Origin of the sequence: Nocardioides sp. WS12, from assembly GCF_014108865.1 — a bacterium.
GTDB lineage: Bacteria > Actinomycetota > Actinomycetes > Propionibacteriales > Nocardioidaceae > Nocardioides.
In genome coordinates, this window is sequence record NZ_CP053928.1 from 4447525 (window position 1) to 4466356 (window position 18832).

17 protein-coding genes are annotated in these 18832 nt (G+C 69.3%); 11 read left to right on the forward strand and 6 right to left on the reverse strand.

The features are described from left to right. Nucleotides 1-21: 21 nt before the first annotated feature. Genes deoC through HRC28_RS21575 form a run of 4 tightly spaced genes read left to right on the forward strand, consistent with a single transcriptional unit; the run spans nt 22 to nt 3648 of the window. A complete protein-coding gene (gene deoC / locus HRC28_RS21560; RefSeq protein WP_182377421.1) occupies nt 22-1005 on the forward strand; it encodes a deoxyribose-phosphate aldolase in 984 nt (327 codons plus the stop codon). A 12-nt stretch (nt 1006-1017) separates the two neighbouring features. Further along, on the forward strand, nt 1018-2469 hold the full coding sequence (locus HRC28_RS21565) for an aldehyde dehydrogenase family protein (protein WP_182377422.1): 1452 nt from the start codon (nt 1018-1020) through the stop codon (nt 2467-2469). Next, nucleotides 2469-3338 (forward strand): aldehyde dehydrogenase family protein, encoded by an 870-nt coding sequence (locus tag HRC28_RS21570; protein WP_182377423.1) that lies wholly within the window; start codon nt 2469-2471, stop codon nt 3336-3338. The genes HRC28_RS21565 and HRC28_RS21570 overlap by 1 nt, the downstream gene beginning before the upstream one ends. A 49-nt stretch (nt 3339-3387) precedes the next feature. Beyond that, nucleotides 3388-3648 (forward strand): hypothetical protein, encoded by a 261-nt coding sequence (locus HRC28_RS21575; protein ID WP_182377424.1) that lies wholly within the window; start codon nt 3388-3390, stop codon nt 3646-3648. Between the two features lie 373 nt (nt 3649-4021). Here HRC28_RS21575 and HRC28_RS21580 read toward each other — a convergent pair whose 3' ends face one another. Continuing rightward, nucleotides 4022-5341 (reverse strand): HNH endonuclease signature motif containing protein, encoded by a 1320-nt coding sequence (locus HRC28_RS21580; RefSeq protein WP_182377425.1) that lies wholly within the window; start codon nt 5339-5341, stop codon nt 4022-4024. Nucleotides 5342-5903: 562 nt separating this feature from the next. Further along, on the reverse strand, nt 5904-6647 hold the full coding sequence (locus tag HRC28_RS21585; RefSeq protein WP_182377426.1) for a pyridoxamine 5'-phosphate oxidase family protein: 744 nt from the start codon (nt 6645-6647) through the stop codon (nt 5904-5906). Nucleotides 6648-6717: 70 nt separating this feature from the next. On the opposite strand from HRC28_RS21585, the gene HRC28_RS21590 reads away from it, so the two are divergent. From HRC28_RS21590 to HRC28_RS21600, 3 genes are read left to right on the forward strand one after another with little or no spacing between them, the layout of a single operon-like run. Beyond that, nucleotides 6718-8061, forward strand: a complete 1344-nt coding sequence (locus HRC28_RS21590) for a PLP-dependent aminotransferase family protein (protein ID WP_182377427.1) — start codon at nt 6718-6720, stop codon at nt 8059-8061. Between the two features lie 29 nt (nt 8062-8090). Continuing rightward, complete coding sequence (locus HRC28_RS21595; protein WP_182377428.1) at nt 8091-8720, forward strand: AAA family ATPase; 630 nt, start codon at nt 8091-8093, stop codon at nt 8718-8720. Then, nucleotides 8704-9231, forward strand: coding sequence for a hypothetical protein (locus HRC28_RS21600; protein WP_182377429.1), 528 nt, complete (start codon nt 8704-8706; stop codon nt 9229-9231). Before HRC28_RS21595 ends, HRC28_RS21600 begins: the two co-directional genes overlap by 17 nt. Before the next feature lie 32 nt (nt 9232-9263). On the opposite strand, the gene HRC28_RS21605 is transcribed toward HRC28_RS21600, so the two are convergent. Genes HRC28_RS21605 through HRC28_RS21615 form a run of 3 tightly spaced genes read right to left on the reverse strand, consistent with a single transcriptional unit; the run spans nt 9264 to nt 12026 of the window. Continuing rightward, the gene (locus tag HRC28_RS21605) at nt 9264-10334 is read right to left on the reverse strand and encodes an adenosine deaminase (protein WP_182377430.1); all 1071 of its coding nucleotides are present in this window, start codon (nt 10332-10334) and stop codon (nt 9264-9266) included. A 9-nt stretch (nt 10335-10343) separates the two neighbouring features. Then, complete coding sequence (locus tag HRC28_RS21610) at nt 10344-11633, reverse strand: thymidine phosphorylase (protein WP_182377431.1); 1290 nt, start codon at nt 11631-11633, stop codon at nt 10344-10346. 9 nt (nt 11634-11642) lie between these two features. Further along, a complete protein-coding gene (locus HRC28_RS21615; RefSeq protein ID WP_182377432.1) occupies nt 11643-12026 on the reverse strand; it encodes a cytidine deaminase in 384 nt (127 codons plus the stop codon). Between the two features lie 204 nt (nt 12027-12230). Here HRC28_RS21615 and HRC28_RS21620 point away from each other — a divergent pair, with 204 nt between their 5' ends. The 4 genes from HRC28_RS21620 to HRC28_RS21635 all read left to right on the forward strand — a co-directional run bounded on the left by HRC28_RS21620 (nt 12231) and on the right by HRC28_RS21635 (nt 17589). After that, on the forward strand, nt 12231-13313 hold the full coding sequence (locus HRC28_RS21620) for a BMP family ABC transporter substrate-binding protein (protein WP_237111602.1): 1083 nt from the start codon (nt 12231-12233) through the stop codon (nt 13311-13313). 144 nt (nt 13314-13457) lie between these two features. Beyond that, nucleotides 13458-14972, forward strand: a complete 1515-nt coding sequence (locus HRC28_RS21625) for an ABC transporter ATP-binding protein (protein ID WP_182377433.1) — start codon at nt 13458-13460, stop codon at nt 14970-14972. Beyond that, nucleotides 14969-16306: an ABC transporter permease gene (locus tag HRC28_RS21630; RefSeq protein ID WP_182377434.1), complete on the forward strand. Its 1338-nt coding sequence runs from the start codon at nt 14969-14971 to the stop codon at nt 16304-16306. The genes HRC28_RS21625 and HRC28_RS21630 overlap by 4 nt, the downstream gene beginning before the upstream one ends. After that, entirely contained in the window at nt 16303-17589 is a 1287-nt protein-coding gene (locus tag HRC28_RS21635) for an ABC transporter permease (RefSeq protein ID WP_182377435.1), read from the forward strand. Before HRC28_RS21630 ends, HRC28_RS21635 begins: the two co-directional genes overlap by 4 nt. Before the next feature lie 4 nt (nt 17590-17593). Here HRC28_RS21635 and HRC28_RS21640 read toward each other — a convergent pair whose 3' ends face one another. After that, a complete protein-coding gene (locus tag HRC28_RS21640; RefSeq protein WP_182377436.1) occupies nt 17594-18790 on the reverse strand; it encodes an amidohydrolase in 1197 nt (398 codons plus the stop codon). Nucleotides 18791-18832 lie beyond the last annotated feature (42 nt).

Genomic DNA, 18832 nt, shown 5'->3' on the forward strand with positions numbered 1-18832 from the left:
CGGCAACCCTATGCTGGGCAGATGCCGACCACCGCCCCCACCGACCCCCATCCGGGACTCGCGGCGTACTCCGAAGTGACGGCCAGCGAAGCATCGCTGCGCCGGTTCCTGCACGGCCTGCCGGGCGTCGACCAGGTCGGCGCCGAAGCACGGGCAGCAGGACTCGGGACGCGCTCGATCAAGACGACCGCGAAGGCGTGGGCGATCGACCTCGCCATCCGCATGGTCGACCTGACGACCCTCGAGGGGCAGGACACTCCCGGCAAGGTACGGGCCCTGGCAGCCAAGGCGTTGCGACCTGATCCGGCCGACCCCACCTGCCCGTCGACCGCCGCCGTCTGTGTGTACGGCGACCTGGTCGGCGAGGTGAAGGCGATCGTCGGCGACAAGGTGAACGTCGCGGCCGTCGCCACCGCGTTCCCCAGCGGCCGTGCGTCCATGGCCATCAAGCTCGCCGACACCCGCGACGCCGTCGCGATGGGTGCCGACGAGATCGACATGGTGATCGACCGCGGCGCCTTCCTCGCGGGCCACTACCTCCAGGTGTTCGAGGAGATCGTCGCCGTCCGCGAAGCGTGCGCGCGACCGGACGGCACGCACGCCCACCTCAAGGTGATCTTCGAGACCGGCGAACTGCAGACCTACGACAACGTCCGCCGCGCGTCGTGGCTGGCGATGCTCGCGGGCACCGACTTCATCAAGACCTCCACCGGCAAGGTGCAACCGGCCGCGACCCTGCCGGTCACGCTCGTGATGCTCGAGGCGGTCCGCGACTTCCGCGAGGCGACCGGCGTCCAGATCGGTGTGAAGCCGGCGGGCGGCATCAAGACGACCAAGGATGCGATCAAGTACCTCGTCATGGTCAACGAGATCGTCGGCGAGGACTGGCTGGACCCGGACTGGTTCCGCTTCGGCGCCTCGACGCTCCTCAACGACCTGCTGATGCAGCGGACCAAGCTGACGACCGGCCGCTACAGCGGTCCCGACTACTTCACCCTGGACTGAGGGACCCATCTGATGCCCAAGAAGTCGAACACCTTCGAGTACGCACCGGCCCCCGAGTCGCGCAGCATCGTCGACATCAAGCCGTCGTACGGCCTGTTCATCGACGGCGAGTTCGTCGACGGACGTGGCTCGTCGTTCAAGACGATCAACCCGGCCACCGAGGAGACCCTCGCTGAGATCGCCGAGGCCAGTGACGCCGACGTCGACCTCGCGGTGAAGGCCGCACGGCGCGCGTTCCGCGGCTGGTCGCGGATGTCGGGCAAGGAGCGGGCGAAGTACCTCTTCCGGATCGCCCGGATCATCCAGGAGCGCGGCCGCGAACTGGCCGTCCTGGAGTCGATCGACAACGGCAAGCCGATCAAGGAGAGCCGCGACGTCGACGTACCGATCGTCGCCGCGCACTTCTTCTACTACGCCGGCTGGGCCGACAAGCTGGAGCACGCTGGCCTGGGCCCGAACCCGCAGCCGCTGGGCGTCGCCGGCCAGATCATTCCGTGGAACTTCCCGCTGCTGATGCTGGCGTGGAAGATCGCCCCGGCCCTGGCGTGCGGCAACACCGTCGTCCTCAAGCCGGCCGAGACCACGCCACTGACGGCGCTGCTGTTCGCGGAGATCTGCCAGCAGGCCGACCTCCCGCCGGGCGTCGTCAACATCATCACCGGTGCGGGCTCGACGGGTCAGGCCATCGTCAGCCACCCGGACGTCGACAAGGTCGCGTTCACGGGCTCGACCGACGTCGGCAAGGCCATTGCTCGCTCGATCGCCGGCACCGACAAGAAGGCCACCCTCGAACTGGGCGGCAAGGCCGCCAACATCGTCTTCGACGACGCCGCGATCGACCAGGCCGTCGAGGGCATCGTCGGCGGCATCTTCTTCAACCAGGGCCACGTCTGCTGTGCGGGCTCGCGGTTGCTGGTGCAGGAGTCGATTCGCGACGAACTGCTCGCCAGGTTGAAGCGCCGGATGGGCACGCTGCGCGTCGGCGACCCGCTCGACAAGAACACCGACATCGGAGCCATCAACTCCTCGGAGCAGTTGACGCGGATCCGCGAACTCGCCGGCATCGGCGAGGAGGAGGGCGCCGAGCGCTGGTCGCCGCCGTGCGACCTGCCGTCGTCCGGCTTCTGGTTCCCGCCGACGATCTTCACCGGAGTCACCCAGGCTCACCGGATCGCCCGCGAGGAGATCTTCGGACCGGTGCTGTCCGTGCTGACCTTCCGTACGCCGGCCGAGGCCGTCGAGAAGGCCAACAACACGCCGTACGGCCTGTCCGCGGGCGTCTGGACCGAGAAGGGTTCGCGGATCCTGCACATGGCGTCCGAGCTCCGGGCCGGCGTGGTGTGGGCGAACACGTTCAACAAGTTCGACCCGGCCAGTCCGTTCGGCGGCTACAAGGAATCGGGCTACGGCCGCGAGGGCGGCCGGCAGGGCCTGGCTGCCTACCTCAAGGGAGCTGACCTCTGATGGCGCGCATCGATGTGCGGAAGACCTACAAGCTCTACATCGGCGGCGCGTTCCCGCGCTCGGAGTCGGGCTACTCCTACGAAGTGGCCGACAGCAAGGGGAAGTTCGTGGCCAACGCGGCCCTCGCATCGCGCAAGGACGTCCGGGACGCCGTCGTCGCGGCCCGCGGAGCGTTCCGTGGTTGGTCGTCGCGGACTGCCTACAACCGCGGCCAGGTCGTCTACCGGATCGCCGAGGTGATGGAGGACCGCCGCCCGCAGTTCGAGGAGGCCATCCGCCAGTCCGAAGGCGCCACGGCTGCTGCCGCCCGCAACCAGGTGGACCAGGCCGTCGACCGTCTCGTCTGGTACGCCGGCTGGGCCGACAAGCTCGCCCAGGTCATCGGCAACGCCAACCCGGTCGCCGGACCGTTCTTCAACCACACCGCCCCCGAGCCCACCGGCGTCGTGGCCGTCCTCGCCCCGCAGGCCTCGTCGCTGCTCGGCCTGGTCTCCGTGGTTGCCCCCGTGATCGTCACGGGCAACACGTCGGTGGTCGTGTCGTCGTACGCGCGTCCGCTGCCGGCAGTCACCTTCGCCGAGGTCCTCGCCACCTCCGACGTCCCCGGTGGCGTCATCAACATCCTGACCGGTGACGCCGCCACACTCGCCCCATGGCTGTCCGCCCACATGGACGTCAACGCCATCGACCTGGTGGGCGTGGCCGGGTCCGCCGAGCTCGCGACCTCCCTCGAGGTGGCGGCCGCGGACAACCTCAAGCGAGTACGCCGCGCGCCCGCCGCCGAGCCGGACTGGACTGCCGACCCCGGCCTCTCGGGCATGACCGCCTTCGTCGAGGCGAAGACGGTCTGGCACCCCATCGGCATCTGACCAGGTGCCCGTGGAGCGCCGGCCCTCAGACCCCATCTGGACCGGGGCCATGTACACCGGCCTCGCCGTCAGTTCCGTCCTGAACGCCTTGGCGGTGTTCGTCGCGGTCAGGCAGCCAGACATCCTGCACGAGGACAACCCCTGGACGTTCGTCATCCTCGCCCCGCTGGCACTGACCGCCCTGGTCTCCACCGCCACCAGAGTCCGCGGAGATCGGACATTGGCGATGCCGATCCTGGTCGGTGGCTTCATCGGTTTGGGCGCCAACATCCTCTGGGTGGCCGCGGCCCTGAGCGCCATGGGTAGTTGACTTGTCGAAACACGGGCTCGGGTATCCGGCTACGGGTCCTGACTCCATGACACGCACTCGTCCACTCTTCAGCGCAAAGAGCGCGACGCGACAGATGAGTGCGCTCGATGGTTTCGGTCATCTGCCGGGTCCCGTAGCTCTTCACACTGCGCGCGCAGGTGCGACGCCCTGAACGCGGCTGAGTCGGGCGGATCTGGCTGGGACGGTGGTGGCAGTGATTGTGTGGTTCTGCGTTCACCCAGTGAATGCAGGACCACACAATGACCGCGTCGCCTCACTGAATGGTCAGGCCGGATCCCAGACCGCCCGACTCTCGTCATGAGCGGGCATGCCGTTGGCCCCGCTGGTGGGCGGGGTGCGGGGCGAGGGGGAGCTATTCGTCGGGGTCGGGCGCGCGTGGTGGGTCGAGGGCTTGGGTGCCGTCGGGTCCGACGAGGAAGTGGTGGCCGTTCGGGCTGATCCACAGGTAATGCCCGGGTAGGACGATCACGTAGCGCCAGTTGGAGAAGGTTTTGGCGCGGTGATGTCGTCGGCATCCGGGGACGAGGTTGCAGGGGCAGGTCGGGCCGCCCTTGTTGTGCGGGACCACATGGTCCAGGTCGCACTTCGCCGCTGGTCTGCTGCACCAGGGGAACCGGCATTGGTGATCACGCTGTTCGACCCTGCGACGGATGCGGTCGGGGATCTCGTAGGAATCGACCGGGACGCAATCGGCCAGATCGATCACCGGTCGCACGATGATCGTGGTGTCGCGGGCGCGGAGCCATTCCTTGATCTGCGCGATGGAGATCGGGGCGCGGCCTTGGTCCCAGCGGCCGACGGGGTTCGCGAACGGGTTGTCCTCATCATCAGAGGTCAGGGCGGTGTCGGTGATGTGGACACTCAGTTCGACCTTGCGGCCGGGGCTGGTCGCAACGACTTCACCGGTCTCCTCGTCGGCGAACAGCAGGTCCAGGGACAGGTCCTGACGGGCCAGGTCGCCAACGGACTTGGAGCGGCGGACGTCGAAGGAGTCGGTGTCGCCGAGTTGTCCGCGGATCTTGGCTCGACGCGACAACGCGAGGTCGAAGTCATGGGCATCCGCGGCATCCAGAACCGAGTGGGACTCGACCTGCCCGTTCGCGTCGACGTCACCGACGTCGACCCGGCGGGCGTCGGCGGCGGCTTGGCGCTCGGCTTCGGCGCGTTCGGGGTCGAACCTGATCACCGCTTCCTGAACCAGCCGTTCGAGTTGGGCCCAACCCACGCCGCCGACGGTAGCGAGCTGGCGGTCCACGAACGCAGCCGCTTCGGCGTTGAGGGGCCGGGTGAGGTCGGCGATGCGTTCAGCCCGCCACGGTTCCAACCTGCCCTCGACCACTGCCGCGTAGATCCCGGGGAGGCGCCAGGCGCACTCGATGATCCGCCCGACGTACCCACGTCCACCATCAGGTGAGCGACCCAACATGGCGATGAGTTCCATCAGGTTGAACTCGGACACCAGTGGTGCACCGGCGCCCGCGATCGGGACGCCGGTGTCGATGATCCCGTCGACGATGGTCGCGGCCTGCTCGGGGCTGGTGACGATGTTGCGCCTGGCCCAGGTCGCGATGTCGATCCATTCCTTGACCAGCGCAGCCTGGCGGACCTTGACGCCCTTGCTGAGGTCGGACAGCAAGGCCCGATCAGAGCGGGTGTCGGTTCCGAGATCCATACATGTATTAGATCACCGACCTCCGACATCGCGAAGCGCCGGAAACCCGCCTGTGGACAGGTGAAAGTCCCCGACTGGGCTGTGGAGAGTTGGTGGTCAGGGCCGGGGGTTTCGAGGCTCGCTTCGCTCGCACCTCAACCACCGGGCTCGCCAGATTTCGCTCGCACCTCAACCACCAGGCCCGCCAGAATCCGCTCGCACCTCAACCATCGGGCTCGCCAGAATTTGTTCGCACCTCAACCACCGCGGCGGCGTCTCGATACGCGGCTCGCTGGCGCTCGCCGCTACTCGACGAGCTTGTGCACGCTCGCACCTCAACCACCAGGAACGGACGTTGTCCACAGGCTGGAGTTTGCTTGGTGGCCGAAAGTCTCCGACGCACCTAGCGTCATCGATGCGTTCGAATCGGACGCAGACGATCTCGGGAGGATCCATGCACCGCACTCATGCGGCGGCGATCGCCGTCCTTGCCACCCTCGCCCTCGCTGGTTGCAGCGGGAGCGAGCAACCGGCCGACGTCGTACTGTCGCCGGCGTCCGCGACCTCGGAGGCCTCGCTCGGGTCAGGCGCGTGCGTCGGCGCTGACCAGGTCAGCAACCGGCCCGACCACGCCACGTTCTGCAGCACTCCGCCCTAGCCCCTCGGCCCTTTGTACGACGTCCGCAGGAACCCGATCGTGGGAGTCGGCCGAGGACACGGGACTCGCGGCCACTCGGGCGAGCGGGATGTATCCGCCCCACACACCCGCAGCCACATCGCTGGGCTCGTCGACCGGGTCCCCCGCCCGAGCCTTCATGGAGGCCTCGGCGAGCGGAATCGCCAGCACCGCCGTGGCCGCCAGTTCCTTGCGGGTGCTGGGCCGCAGCGTGCCGGATCGGCCGGGGATCATGTGGTCGACGATCAGGTCGAGGGCGTGCTGCCGCTCCTCTTCGTCATCGACCACGCGCGCCGCGCCGATGACCACGGCGGAGCGGTAGTTCATGGAGTGGTGGAACGCCGAGCGGCCGGCCACCAGGCCGTCCACCTCGGTGACCGTGACGCAGACCGTGCCGCCCTGGGCCTGCCGCAGCCAGCCGGCCGCGACGGACCCGTGCACGTAGAGCGTTCCGCCCGCATCCGGCCCGGAGACGTCGATCGCATACGCAGCCGGCAGCACCAGCGGGTGGTCGCCGACCGTCACCCCGAGGTGCGCGACCAGACCGTCGGCGAGGAACGCGTGCAGTTCGGCACGGTCGGACACCATCCGGTTGCGGCCACGGGTGACGGTCGTGCGGGGCGTCGGCGACAGGGGCGCTTCGGTGCTCATGCCTCTAGACTCCCCACCAAGTGGCCTGTGCACACGGGCCAATCCGACGCAAACATGACAGGACACTCGCATGGCAGCCACCCTCGCCGTCGTCCTGGACCGCGCCGACCGACGGCCCCTGGGCGGACAGCTCGCCGACGAGATCCGCCGCCAGGTCACCGACGGTCGCCTCGCTGCCGGTGACCGGCTGCCCAGCAGCCGCGCCCTCGCCACCGAGCTCGGCGTCGCCCGCGCCGTCACCGAAGTGGCCTACGGCCAACTCGTCGCCGAGGGCTGGCTCGAGGGCCGCCACGGCTCCGGGACGTTCGTCTCCGCGAGCGCGCCCGCCCAGGCACCACCCCATCGGCCCCGCCGCCGAGCACCCGAAGCACGGCCCCTCCTCCGCCTCGACGCCGGCACGCCGTGGATCGACCCGCGGTACGCCGCACTCTGGCGTCGCGCCTGGCGCGACGTGTCCACCACTCGCCCTCCCGCCGGGTACGACGACCCCCGCGGACTCCCCGAGCTCCGCACCGAGATCGCCGCCCGGCTGGGCCGGATCCGCGGCCTGGACTGCGATCCGGACGACGTCCTGGTGACCGCGGGGACGACCGACGGACTGCGCCACCTCCTCGGCGTCCTCCCACCCGGACCCGTCACCGTCGACGACCCGGGCTACCGGGCCGCTGTCGCCACGGTCCGGCTCGCCGGGCGCGAGGTCGTCGACGTACCCGCGCTCGGGCCGCCGCCCGACGCCACCACGCTCGCGACCTGTGCCGCCGCCTACGTCACCCCGGCCCACCAGCACCCGCTCGGCCCGACCATGTCCGGCAGCGCGCGCCTTGCCCTCCTCGACGCGAGCCGCACGTCCGGAGCCCTGATCATCGAGGACGACTACGACTCCGAGTTCCGCTACGACGTCGCGCCCGTGCCCGCGCTCGCCTCCCTCGACCGCACCCGCGTCGCCTACCTCGGCACCGCGAGCAAGGCCGTGGCTCCGAGCATGCGGCTCGGCTGGCTCGTCCCTCCGCAACACCTGCTCGACCCGCTCAACCAGATGCGCGCCATCACCCACGACACGGCGTCCTGGCCGGTCCAGCGCGCGTACCTCTCGCTCCTGCGCGACGGGTACGTCGACAAGGTGGTCCGCTCGGCCCGCCGCACGTACGCCGAACGCAGCACTCGTGTCGCGAAGGCCCTGGCGCCGTACGCACAGACCACCGGCCCGATCGCCGGCATGTACGCCACCCTCGAACTCCCCCGCCGGCAGGCCGAAGCCGCACACCAGTCCGCCCGCACAAAGGGGTACGACGTCCCGCTGCTCGCCGACTACTGCCGGTCGGACACCCGGCACGGCCTGGTGATCGGCTTCGGCGGGTGCACGGACGCCCAACTCGACGAAGCGCTCGGCGCCATCGTGCGCGGACTGCGCTGACGGGAGAAAATGCGGCAGACTCGACTCCCATGACCGCGCGTGTGATCGTCCTCGCCGGCCCCTCGGGATCGGGCAAGTCGCGGCTGGCGGAGCGCCTGGAGAAGGCGCACGGCTGGCCGACGCTGCGGCTCGACGACTTCTACCGCGACGGCGACGAGCCGGACCTGCCGCAGATCACCGAGGGCGCGAACGCCGGCCTCGTCGACTGGGACCACCCCGGCACGTGGCACTGCGACGACGCCCTCACCGCGCTGCGCGAACTCTGCGCCACCGGTGCGACCGAGGTCCCGGTCTACTCGATCTCCGAGAGCAAGCGCACCGGCACCCAACGCCTCGACCTGAACGGCGCCCCCCGCTTCTGCGCCGAGGGCATCTTCGCGGCCGAGGTGGTCGAGGAGTGCCGTCGCTCGGGGATGCTCGAGGCGGCGTACTGCATCACCCAGCACCCGATGGTCACCTTCTGGCGACGCCTGACCCGCGACCTCCACGAGCACCGCAAGCCACCCCTGGTCCTGCTCCGCCGCGGCCTCGCCCTCGCGCGCGCCCAGCGCCAGGTCGTACGACGGGCGGTCGCCGTCGGCTGCCGCGTCGCCACCGGTGACCGCGCCTTCGCCGACCTGCGCAACCCGGAGGGCGATGACCATGCGCTGGCCAGCTGACCTCGATCCGTCCGCCCTCAAGCAGCCCGACCCCCGCAGTTGCGGCGCGGCCAGCGCCCTTGCCGCCAAGGCGATGCTGAGCGACTGGCGCCCCGCGGCCGGCGCCGACGGAGCGACCGAGATCAAGGACGAGCACCGGGTCCTCACCTCCGCGACCAGCGCGCGCGACCGCTTCCAGATGCCCTGGCCGCGAGCCCTCGGCACGCCACCGTGGGCGATCGTGAACTTGCTGCGCGTCCTGACCGGCCAGCACATCGCCACCGTGTTCGCCCGCCCGCGTCCGGCGCTCGCCTACGAGATCGTGCGCGAGCAACTCGCGCACCGGCCCGTCGCCGTCTACATCGGCAGCCGCTGGCTCCCCCGCCACGTCATCCTCGCCGTCGCCGCCATGGACGGCGCGATCCAGGTGTTCGACCCCGCCCGCGGCCAGCTGGTCCGGGTGATCGAGGAGAAGTGGGTCGACAACGACTTCGACGTCGCCGGGTGGAGCCACGTCTGGTTCGTGGCCTGAGCGCGTCTCGATACGCCGCTCGTTCCTCGCGGCTACTCGACGACCCTTTGAGCCGCGTACCAGGGCTTGATGATCTCGGTGATCAGCCGGTACCGCTCGTCGTACGGGATGAAGGCGGACTTCATCGCGTTGACGGTCAGCCACTCCATCTCGGCCAGCCCGTAGCCGAAGGTCTCGGCCAGCAGGCCGAACTCCTGGCTCAGCGACGTCCGGCTCATCAGCCGGTTGTCGGTGTTGACCGTGACCCGGAAGCGCAGCGACGCCAGCAGCTTGATCGGGTGCTCGGCCAGCGAGGCGGTCGCACCGGTCTGCACGTTGGAGGACGGGCACATCTCGAGTGGGATCCGCTTGTCCCGGACGTACGACGCCAGCCGCCCCAGGATCGGAGTGCCGTCATCCTCGAACGAGATGTCCTCGACGATCCGCACGCCGTGGCCGAGCCGGTCGGCGCCGCACCACTGCACGGCTTCCCAGATCGACGGCAGGCCGAAGCCCTCGCCGGCGTGGATGGTGAAGTGCGAGTTCTCGCGCTGGAGGTACTCGAACGCGTCGATGAACCGGGTGGGCGGGAATCCCGCTTCCGGGCCGGCGATGTCGAAGCCGGCGACGCCGCGATCGCGCCACTGGATGGCGAGTTCGGCGATCTCCATGGCCCGCGCGGCCTGGCGCATCGCGGTCAGCAGGTGGCGGACGACGATCGTGCCGCCCGCTGCAGCCATGCCCTCCTCGAAGCCCTTCTGCACGGCCGCGACCACATCGGGAAGGTCGAGCCCGGACTCGACATGGAGTTCGGGCGCGTAGCGGATCTCGGCGTAGACGACTCCGTCCGCGGCGAGGTCCTCGACGCACTCGCGGGCCACGCGGGTCAGCGCATCGGCCGTCTGCATCACCCCGACCGTGTGCGCGAAGGTCTCGAGGTAGCGCTCCAGGGAACCCGAGTCGGCGGCCTCGGCGAACCAGACCGCCAACGCGTCGGCGTCGGACTCCGGCAGTTCGTGGCCGACCTCCGCGGCAAGCTCGAGGATCGTCGCGGGACGCAGCCCACCGTCGAGGTGGTCGTGCAGCAACACCTTCGGCGCCGCCCGCAGCAGGTCAGTTTCCATGAAGCATTCCTATCCGATGCGGTCGATGACGAGAGGGCCGGCCGCGAAGGCCGTGCCGGGAGCCGCGACGTCGTACCCGCCCTCGAGGGAGGCCAGCGCCCGGTCGAACCGCTCGGGGGTGTCGGTGAGCAAGGTGAACAACGGTGCCCCGGCAACAACCACATCACCCGGCCGCGCATGCCAGACCACGCCGGCACCGGCCTGCACCGGATCCTCCTTGCGCGCGCGTCCGGCACCGAGGCGCCAGGCAGCGAGACCGACGGCCATCGCGTCGAGGCGGGTGAGGACGCCATCCGCCGGAGCAACGACCACGTGCGACTCGCGTGCCACCGGTAGCACCGCAGCCGGATCGCCGCCCTGGGCGCTGATCATCGCGCGCCACGCATCCATCGCGGATCCGTCGGCGAGCTTCGGCGCGGGGTCGATGTCCGGGCGGCCGGCGGCGGCGAGCATCTCCCGGGCCAGCGCGACCGTCAGTTCGACGACATCGGCAGGCCCACCGCCGGCGAGCACCTCAACCGACTCGGCGACCTCGATCGCGTTGCCCGCCGTGAAGCCGAGCGGGGTGTCCATGTCGGTGAGCAGGGCGACGGTGTTCACGCCGGCGTCCTTGCCCAGGGCGACCATCACTTCAGCCAGCTCACGGGCCCGATCCACGGACTTCATGAACGCGCCGCTGCCCACCTTCACATCGAGCACCAGCGCACCGGTGCCCTCGGCGATCTTCTTGCTCATGATCGAGGAGGCGATGAGCGGGATCGCCTCGACGGTGCCCGTCACGTCGCGCAGGGCGTAGAGCTTCTTGTCGGCAGGAGCGAGTCCGTCGCCGGCCGCGCAGATGACGGCGCCGACGCCCTCGAGTTGCGCCATCATCTCCTCGTTGGAGAGCAATGCGCGCCAGCCGGGGATCGACTCGAGCTTGTCGAGCGTGCCGCCGGTGTGGCCGAGGCCGCGACCGGAGAGCTGCGGGACCGCGACGCCACACGCGGCCACCAGAGGTGCCAGCGGGAGCGTGATCTTGTCACCCACGCCGCCGGTCGAGTGCTTGTCGGCGGTCGGGCGTGAGAGCGACGAGAAGTCCATCCGCTCGCCGGAAGCGATCATCGCCGCCGTCCAGTCGGCGATCTCGCGACGGTCCATGCCGTTGAGCAGGATGGCCATCGCCAGCGACGACATCTGTTCGTCGGCGACCTCACCGCGGGTGTACGCGTCGACCATCCAGTCGATCTGGCTGGTGGACAGGGTGCCGCCGTCGCGCTTCGCGAGGATGACTTCGACGGCGTCGTGGGTTCCGGACATGCGCAGACCCTAGATGAGGTTCTCGGGGCCGAAGGCCTGCGGCAGCACCTGATCCATGGTCAGCACGCCTTCGGGTGTCATCACCTCGAGCGGCGCTCCCCCGGCTTCCCACAGCAACTGGCGGCAGCGGCCGCACGGCATGATCACGTCGCCGGAGCCATTCACACAGACGAAGTGCGTCAGCCGACCACCGCCGGTCGCGTGCAACTGGGAGACCAGTCCGCACTCGGCGCACAGCGTGACGCCGTACCCGGCGTTCTCGACATTGCAGCCGACGAGCAGGCGCCCGTCCTCGGCGAGGCCCGCTGCACCGACCCGATAACCGGAGTACGGCGCGTAGGCGTGCGCAGCGATCTCGATCGCAGCGGCTTGCAGGGCGTCCCAGTCGACCACCCGGCCAACCTAGCGCCCTGCCTGTCACCCGCACGAGGATCTTCGGCCGCAACCCCGGAGGACCACAAGAAATGGTCCCAAGTTGGTAACCGTTTGCTCCAAGGTGCTTCCCGCAGGGCAAGCCGTGGGTGAGGATGCACCGGAGCACCAGTCATGCATACCCCTGCCTTGCCCCTGCGGCGGGCGTCGACCTGGAGGACATTTGTGAAGACCTGGAAGAGGACGTCGGCGGCCGCGGCCGTGGCACTCATGGCGAGCGCGGGCCTGGCCGCGTGTGGCGACGCACCGGAAGAGGGCTCGGACGCCAAGAGCGACTTCCTGCCCTGCATCCTTTCCGACGCGGGCGGCTTCAACGACAAGTCGTTCAACCAGCTGAGCTACGAGGGCGTGAAGGACGCGGCCGAGGAGCTCAACAGCGAGTACAAGGAATTCGAGTCGAAGAACGAGAACGACTACGCCGGTGCCCTCGACGGCTTCGTCACCGCTGGCTGCGACGCCATCGTGACGGTCGGCTTCGCTCTCTCCGCTGCCACGGTCGAGTCCGCGAAGGCCAACCCCGACATCGAGTACATCCTCATCGATGACGCGGCCGACAACGACTTCAACGGCACCAAGGACGCCGACAACATCAAGCCGATCCTGTACGACACGGCTCAGGCGGCGTTCCTCGCCGGCTACGCGGCCGCTGACTACACGAAGACCGGCGTCGTCGGCACGTACGGCGGCCAGCCGTTCCCGACCGTGACGATCTTCATGGACGGCTTCAAGCAGGGCGTGGAGTACTACGCCAAGGAGAAGCAGAAGGACGTCAAGCTCGTCGGCTGGGAGGGCGGCGACAAGGGCGTCTTCACCGGTGGCTTCGACGCCAACGAGAAGGCGACCAACACCGCCAAGCAGATCCTCGACCAGAACGCCGACATCATCCTGCCGGTCGGTGGTCCGATCTACCAGGGCGCGCTGACCGCCATCGCCGACTCGGGCAAGGACATCGCCCTCGTCGGTGTGGACGCCGACTTCTTCGAGACCGACCCGAAGACGGCCGACGTCATCTTCACCTCGATCCTCAAGAACATGAAGCAGTCCACGACCGAGGCCGTGCTGGCTGCGGGCAACGACGAGTTCAACGCTGACGCCTACGTCGGCACGCTGGAGAACGACGGAGTCGGCCTGGCGCCGTTCCACAACTTCGAGAGCAAGATCTCCGACACGCTCGCTGCTGAGCTCGAGACCGTGAAGGCCGGCATCATCGACGGCTCGATCCCGGTCACGTCGTACCTCAACAAGTAAGCGCGTAGCACCGCACGACAGGCTCCAGGGGAGGTCGGCCACAGGGCCGGCCTCCCCCGGTCTGTTTCCTCCCATCACCATCGCCCGCCAGTTTCATGGCGAGTTCACTGGTATCTGTTCGCCCGCTCGGTAAGGATCCCGTTTATGACGCTTGAACTGCGGGGCATCACGAAACGGTTCGGCCCCCTGGTCGCCAACGACCGGATCTCCCTCACGGTGGAGGAAGGCGAGATCCACGCACTCCTCGGGGAGAACGGCGCGGGCAAGTCCACCTTGATGAACGTGCTCTACGGCCTCTACCAGGCCGACGAGGGCGAGATCGTGCTGGACGGCGCGCCGATGACCTTCACCGGTCCCGGAGACGCGATGGCCGCCGGCATCGGCATGGTCCACCAGCACTTCATGCTCATCCCCGTCTTCACCGTCGCCGAGAACGTCATGCTCGGCAACGAGTCCACCGGCTTCGCCGGCAAGCTCGACATCGACGCCGCCCGCGAACGGGTGCGCGAGATCTCCGCGCGGTTCGGCTTCGACGTCGACCCCGACGCACTCATCGAGACGCTGCCCGTCGGCGTCCAGCAGCGGGTGGAGATCATCAAGGCCCTCTCGCGCGACGCGCGGGTCCTCGTCTTCGACGAGCCGACCGCCGTCCTCACGCCGCAGGAGACCGACGAGCTGATGGCGATCATGCGCCAGCTCAAGGAGTCCGGCACCTCCATCGTCTTCATCAGCCACAAGCTCCGCGAGGTCCGCGCGATCGCCGACCGGATCACGGTCATCCGCCGCGGTGCGGTCGTCGGCGAAGCCAGCCCCACCGCCACCAACGCCGAACTGGCCGCCCTCATGGTGGGCCGTCCCGTCGAGCTCACCGTCCACAAGGACCCCGCAAAGCCCGGCGCCGACGCGCTCGTGGTCAAGGACCTTCAGGTCATCGACGCCACTGGCCACATCCACCTCGACAGCATCAGCTTCTCCATCGCCACCGGCGAGGTCCTCGGCGTCGCCGGGGTCCAGGGCAACGGACAGACCGAGCTGACCGAGGCGCTGCTGGGCCTGCAGGCCCACGTCAAGGGCTCCGCCGAGCTCGACGGCCACCAGCTGGTCGGCAAGTCGGTCCGCAAGGTGCTCGACGCCGGCGTCGGCTTCATCCCCGAGGACCGGCAGGTCGACGGCCTCGTCGCCGACTTCACGCTGTCCGAGAACCTCATGCTGAATCGCAGCCACGGTGCGCCCTTCGTCCGGTTCGGCACGATCCGCCGCAAGCTCCTCGAGACCTTCGCCAGCGAGAAGCTGGTCGAGTACGACGTCCGGGCACGCGGCATCGAATCGATGGCCGGACAGCTCTCCGGCGGCAACCAGCAGAAGGTCGTCGTGGCCCGCGAGCTGTCGCGCGAGCTGCGCCTGCTCGTCGCTGCGCAACCGACCCGCGGCGTCGACGTCGGGTCGATCGAGTTCATTCACAAGCAGGTCGTCGCGACGCGCGACTCCGGCGTCCCCGTGCTGCTGGTCTCGACCGAGCTCGACGAGATCGCAGCCCTGTCGGACCGGATCATGGTCCTGTACCGCGGAAGGATCGTCGGCATCGTGCCCGCAGACACCCCGAGGGAGACCCTCGGCCTGATGATGGCCGGCGAGCGGCCCGAAGGGATCGTGGCATGAGGCGCGGGAAGAAGGGCGTGCCGGAGAACCCGGAGAACCCGGAGAACCCGGAGCAGCCCGAGAAGGCCGCAGCTCCCGCCGCACCCGAGACCCCGAAGGCTCCCGAGCCTGCGGCGGTTGATGTCGACGTACCCGAGAAGCCGGAGCAGCCCGAGAAGGAAGGGGGCTCGCCCAGCCAGTGGCAGGGGGTGCTGCGCGAGATCGCCATGGGCCACGCCCTGGTCTCGGTGTTGTCGGTCCTCCTCGCCGTGCTGGTCGGATCCCTGATGATCCTGGTGACCGATCCCGACGTCCGCGAGGCCGCCGGCTACATCGGTGCGAGGCCCGGCGACTTCTTCTCCGCCGTCCAGGAGGCCATCTCCGGCGCCTACGGTGCGCTGTTCCGCGGTGCGGTCTACAACTCGGACGCAGAACTCTTCGAGACGAAGATCCGGCCGATCACCGAGACACTGAAATACTCCGGCCCGCTGATCCTCGCCGGCCTCGGCGTCGGTCTCGCGTTCCGCGCCGGTCTGTTCAACATCGGCGGCCGCGGCCAGATGTTGCTCGCCGGTGCCGCCGCGGGCTGGGTCGCCGTGAGCGTGGACCTGCCGATGGGCCTGCACCTGCCGCTGGCCGTCCTCGCCGGCGCCCTCGCCGGCGCCCTGTGGGCCGGCATCGCCGGGCTCCTGAAGGCGAAGAGCGGCGCGCACGAGGTGATCGTGACGATCATGCTCAACTACGTCGGCTACTACCTCGTCTTCTACGCCCTGTCGCAGCAGAGCTGGCTCCAGGCGCCCGGCTCGGGCAACCCGAAGTCCGAGGCAATGCCGGAGTCGGCGATCCTGCCGAAGCTCCTCGGCGACAAGTTCAACCTGCATCTCGGCTTCGTGATCGCACTGATCGCCGTGGTCTTCGTGTGGTGGCTGCTCAACAAGTCGGCCATGGGCTTCCGGTTCCGGGCCGTCGGTGAGAACCCGGACGCCGCGCAGGCGGCCGGCATCAACGTCGGTCGCACCTACGTCTCGGTGATGCTGATCGCGGGTGCCCTGGTCGGGCTCGCGGGCGTCAACCAGATCCTCGGCACCGCCACCAGCGGCGTCACGGTGGACCTCGACGCCGGCATCGGCTTCGACGCCATCACCGTCGCGCTGCTCGGGCGCTCCCGACCGCTCGGCATCCTCGCCGCCGGCATCCTGTTCGGCGCCCTCAAGGCGGGTGGCTTCGCCATGTCGGCGTCGGAGGGCATCCCGATCGAGATCGTGCTGGTCGTGCAGTCCCTGATCGTCCTCTTCATCGCCGCGCCGCCACTGGTGAGAGCGCTGTTCCGACTTCCGAAGGAGGCGGTCGCATGAGCGCCCCGGTCAAGGTTCCTGTGCCGATCGACGACGACATCCCCGTCGCCGGACTGCGGGGCGCACTCAAGGCCCCGATCGTCCTCGGCGTCGTCACGATGCTGGTCTCGCTGCTCGTCGCCTTCAAGTCGCGCGAGGGCGACACCACGTTCCGCCTGGCCACCGACACGGACCTGTTCGAGCTGCCCGAAATCACCGTCCCCTCGACGCCCTCGGTCACCACGATCGTCATCCTGCTCGCACTGTGCACGGTCGCCTCGGCGTTCCTGGTGAGTCGCGGTCGTCGTACTCCGATCTGGCTGGTGGCGCTGTTCTCCGTCCTGGCCATGACCGGCTTCCTGTGCTGGGCCGCGGCCGGCGCCGCGGTGCCGGTGATCGGCCTCCTCGGCGGCTCGATCGCCCTCGCCGTGCCCCTGGTGTTCGGCGCCCTCGGTGGCGTCCTGGGTGAACGGGCCGGCGTCGTCAACATCGCCATCGACGGCCAGTTGCTCTTCGGCGCGTTCGCCGCCGCGATGTTCGGCACCATCGTCGGATCCCCGTGGGGCGGTCTGGTCGCGGCGATGTGCGCCGGCGCCCTCGTCGCGCTGGTGCTGAGCTTCTTCGCGATCACCTACTTCGTCGACCAGGTGATCGTGGGCGTGGTGCTCAACGTGCTGGTGATCGGCCTGACCAGCTTCCTGTTCGGCCAGATCCTCGCCGAGAACACCGAGGGACTGAACAGCCCGCCGCACTTCGAACGCATCCCGATCCCGCTGCTCGGGGAGATCCCGATCATCGGTCCGGTGCTGTTCCGTCAAACGATCCTCGTCTACCTCATGTACTTCGCAGTCTTCGCGGTCGCCTGGGCCCTCTACCGCACCCGATGGGGCCTGCGCGTCCGCGCCGTCGGCGAGCACCCGAAGGCAGCCGACACCGTCGGCATCAAGGTCAACAGGACCCGCTACACCACGATGATCATTGCCGGCCTGATCGCCGGTGCCGGCGGCGCGACGTACACGCTCGTCTCGGTCCCGCAGTTCGGTGAGGAGATGACCGACGGTGCCGGCTACATCGCGCTCGCTGCGGTGATCTTCGGCCGCTGGGACCCGGTCCGCGCGACCCTCGCGGCGCTGCTGTTCGGCTTCGCGACGAACCTGTCGGGCGTGCTGTCGGTGATCGGATCACCGGTGCCCAGCCAGTTCATGCTGATGCTGCCGTACGTCGTCACGATCATCGCCGTCGCCGGACTGGTCGGGCACTCCCGGGCGCCCGCCGCCGACGGGATCCCGTACCGCAAGGGCTAGCGCCTCAGCGGGAGCCGAGGGCGTGGATGGCCACGCCCGCCATCATCCGCGCACCGAAGCCAACGGCCTGCTCGTCCACCAGGAAGTCCCCCTGGTGGAGGTCGTAGCGCGCGCCACCCGGCGTGCGGGTGCCGAGGCGGAACATCGCGCCGGGGACCTGCTCGAGGTACCACCCGAAGTCCTCGCCGCCGAGGCTCTGCTCGACCTCCTTGCGGTGGTGGAGGCCCAGGAGTTCGTCGGCGGCCGCAGCGATCATGGCCACGCTGAGCCGGTCGTTGACGACCGGCGGGACGCCCTGGAGGTAGTCGACCGTGGCGGTCACGCCGTAGGGGCGCACGATGTCGAGGACCGCTTCGCGGACCACCGCTTCGCAGGAGGCCCAGGCTTCGGCCTCGAGGATCCGGACGGTGCCGCTGGCCATGCCGTGGTCGGGGATCACGTTGGCGGCCGAACCGGCCTTGAGCATGCCCCAGACGACGCTGACGCCGGCGCGAGGATCCATCCGGCGGCTGAGGACAGCCGGCAGTTCGCTGGCGACCTTGGCCAGCGCGAAGGTCAGGTCCCCGGTCAGGTGCGGCCGCGACGTGTGCCCACCGTTGCCTTCGAGGCGTACGTCGATCCGGTCGGCCGCGCTGGTGATGGGACCCGTGCGCAGGCCGATCGCGCCGACGTCGACCGAGGGGTCGCAGTGCAGGGCGAAGATCCGGTCGACGTCCTCGAGGGCACCGTGGTTGATCAGGTGCTTGGCGCCACCGGGCATGACCTCCTCGGCCGGCTGGAACAGCAACCGCACCTGACCGCGCAGGAGGCCCTGCTGGTGCACCTCGCCGAGGGCGTGGGCGGCACCGACGAGTGCCGCCGTGTGCACGTCGTGGCCGCAGGCGTGGGCGGCACCCTCGTTCTCGCTGCGCCAGCTGTCCGTGGTCAGGTCCGCCACCGGCAACGCGTCGAGATCGGCACGCAGCGCGACCCGCGGACCGCTGACGCCGATGTCGGCGAGGATCCCGCTGCGCGGCATCCGGGTGACCCGCCAGCCGGACCGGACGAGGTGCTCCGCCACGACATCCATCGTGCGTCCCTCGTGCCACGACAGCTCCGGGTGCTGGTGGAGATCGCGGCGCAATGCGACCAGCTCGCCGTCGTACTTCTCGACGACGGAGGCGACGAGCGCCAGCAGGTCGGAGGTATTGCGTGATTCCACGAACCCAAACCTACGCCGTCGCTCGGCTCGGCGAGGTCACCC

Coding starts and splice junctions, on each gene's coding strand:
- deoC (WP_182377421.1), top strand. CDS start 22: ATGCCGACCACCGCCCCCACCGACCCCCATCCGGGACTCGCGGCGTAC.
- HRC28_RS21565 (WP_182377422.1), top strand. CDS start 1,018: ATGCCCAAGAAGTCGAACACCTTCGAGTACGCACCGGCCCCCGAGTCG.
- HRC28_RS21570 (WP_182377423.1), top strand. CDS start 2,469: ATGGCGCGCATCGATGTGCGGAAGACCTACAAGCTCTACATCGGCGGC.
- HRC28_RS21575 (WP_182377424.1), top strand. CDS start 3,388: ATGTACACCGGCCTCGCCGTCAGTTCCGTCCTGAACGCCTTGGCGGTG.
- HRC28_RS21580 (WP_182377425.1), bottom strand. CDS start 5,341: ATGGATCTCGGAACCGACACCCGCTCTGATCGGGCCTTGCTGTCCGAC.
- HRC28_RS21585 (WP_182377426.1), bottom strand. CDS start 6,647: ATGAGCACCGAAGCGCCCCTGTCGCCGACGCCCCGCACGACCGTCACC.
- HRC28_RS21590 (WP_182377427.1), top strand. CDS start 6,718: ATGGCAGCCACCCTCGCCGTCGTCCTGGACCGCGCCGACCGACGGCCC.
- HRC28_RS21595 (WP_182377428.1), top strand. CDS start 8,091: ATGACCGCGCGTGTGATCGTCCTCGCCGGCCCCTCGGGATCGGGCAAG.
- HRC28_RS21600 (WP_182377429.1), top strand. CDS start 8,704: ATGCGCTGGCCAGCTGACCTCGATCCGTCCGCCCTCAAGCAGCCCGAC.
- HRC28_RS21605 (WP_182377430.1), bottom strand. CDS start 10,334: ATGGAAACTGACCTGCTGCGGGCGGCGCCGAAGGTGTTGCTGCACGAC.
- HRC28_RS21610 (WP_182377431.1), bottom strand. CDS start 11,633: ATGTCCGGAACCCACGACGCCGTCGAAGTCATCCTCGCGAAGCGCGAC.
- HRC28_RS21625 (WP_182377433.1), top strand. CDS start 13,458: ATGACGCTTGAACTGCGGGGCATCACGAAACGGTTCGGCCCCCTGGTC.
- HRC28_RS21630 (WP_182377434.1), top strand. CDS start 14,969: ATGAGGCGCGGGAAGAAGGGCGTGCCGGAGAACCCGGAGAACCCGGAG.
- HRC28_RS21635 (WP_182377435.1), top strand. CDS start 16,303: ATGAGCGCCCCGGTCAAGGTTCCTGTGCCGATCGACGACGACATCCCC.